The sequence below is a fragment of the Staphylococcus agnetis genome, assembly GCF_002901865.1.
GTDB classification, from domain to species: domain Bacteria; phylum Bacillota; class Bacilli; order Staphylococcales; family Staphylococcaceae; genus Staphylococcus; species Staphylococcus agnetis.
Genome location: NZ_PPQF01000161.1, coordinates 1 through 936 on the forward strand (window position 1 = coordinate 1; position 936 = coordinate 936).

A 936-nucleotide genomic window follows, 5' to 3' on the forward strand; every position below is an offset into this window, starting at 1 on the left:
GTCTCGTGGGCTCGGAGATGTGTATAAGAGACAGGATATATATATAGAAAGAACTTCAAAATCCAAATCCGAAATACTTGAAGAAAAAGAAAGATACCTTAAATACTTTCATTGGATTTTTAATATAGCTTTCTTTGGAACAGGATTATATACTTTAGTAAAAATGTTTCCATCGATGTTAAAACAAATTAAAATATTTGACCACGGAACAACACTTACGAATCTAACAAAGTTATTAACATTTTCTTTTCAAAACGCTTTATTAGGTTCTCTAATAATTAATATAATTGGCGGATTATTATTAATTATTTTTACAATTACAAAGCCTTATTACAACAAAAGAAGGATACCATTAAGTATTATAATCGTTTTAACAAATTTTCTAATATTTATTGATTTATTTACCAATAAATATCATAGCAATATAGTGAATAGCTTTCATGGCAACGATTATTTGATTAATTTTTTAACCATATTATTCATTTTAATTACTATGATGTTAGTTCTTGCCAATAATATGATACTTGGTATTTACTTGTTTGATCTTAAATCATATAAAAATCAATTCAAAGACCCTATAATTAGATTTATTACTATTATAATAACAATAATTATATACGCTTTTAGTAAATGGCTCGCCTTTTACAATGGTCTAGAAGTTGTACAAGAATATTTAAAAAATTACTTCAACTAAAAAATAAAAACTATTATGCATTTGGCACATTTCTAACCTACAAAAAGTAATACCATAAAAAGAATCACCGAAATAAGTAAAACATAATAAGCTGAATGAAACATTTTTAAAAATAAACTGCGCTTTTCTAATTTTGTTAAGAATAATCCAATATTACCAACTATCCACAAAATAATGGATAAACTTAAACCAAAAATTGATAAAATCATTAAAAACCTCATAATATCTACCCCTTATTATAT

2 protein-coding genes are annotated in these 936 nt (G+C 24.4%); one reads left to right on the forward strand and one right to left on the reverse strand.

Annotated elements, in window-relative coordinates:
• Positions 1 to 694: hypothetical protein (locus CD172_RS12905; protein ID WP_206169850.1), on the forward strand; the 694-nt coding region annotated here is incomplete at its 5' end.
• A gap of 32 nt (positions 695 to 726) precedes the next feature.
• Here CD172_RS12905 and CD172_RS12835 read toward each other — a convergent pair.
• Positions 727 to 903 carry a hypothetical protein gene (locus CD172_RS12835; protein ID WP_157950628.1) on the reverse strand — a complete coding sequence of 59 codons (177 nt, stop codon included), beginning with the start codon at positions 901 to 903 and terminating at the stop codon, positions 727 to 729.
• Positions 904 to 936: the final 33 nt, after the last annotated feature.

Bases quoted from the DNA above. Each gene is read 5' to 3' on its own strand.
- CD172_RS12835 (WP_157950628.1), bottom strand. From the start codon at position 903: ATGATTTTATCAATTTTTGGTTTAAGTTTATCCATTATTTTGTGGATA.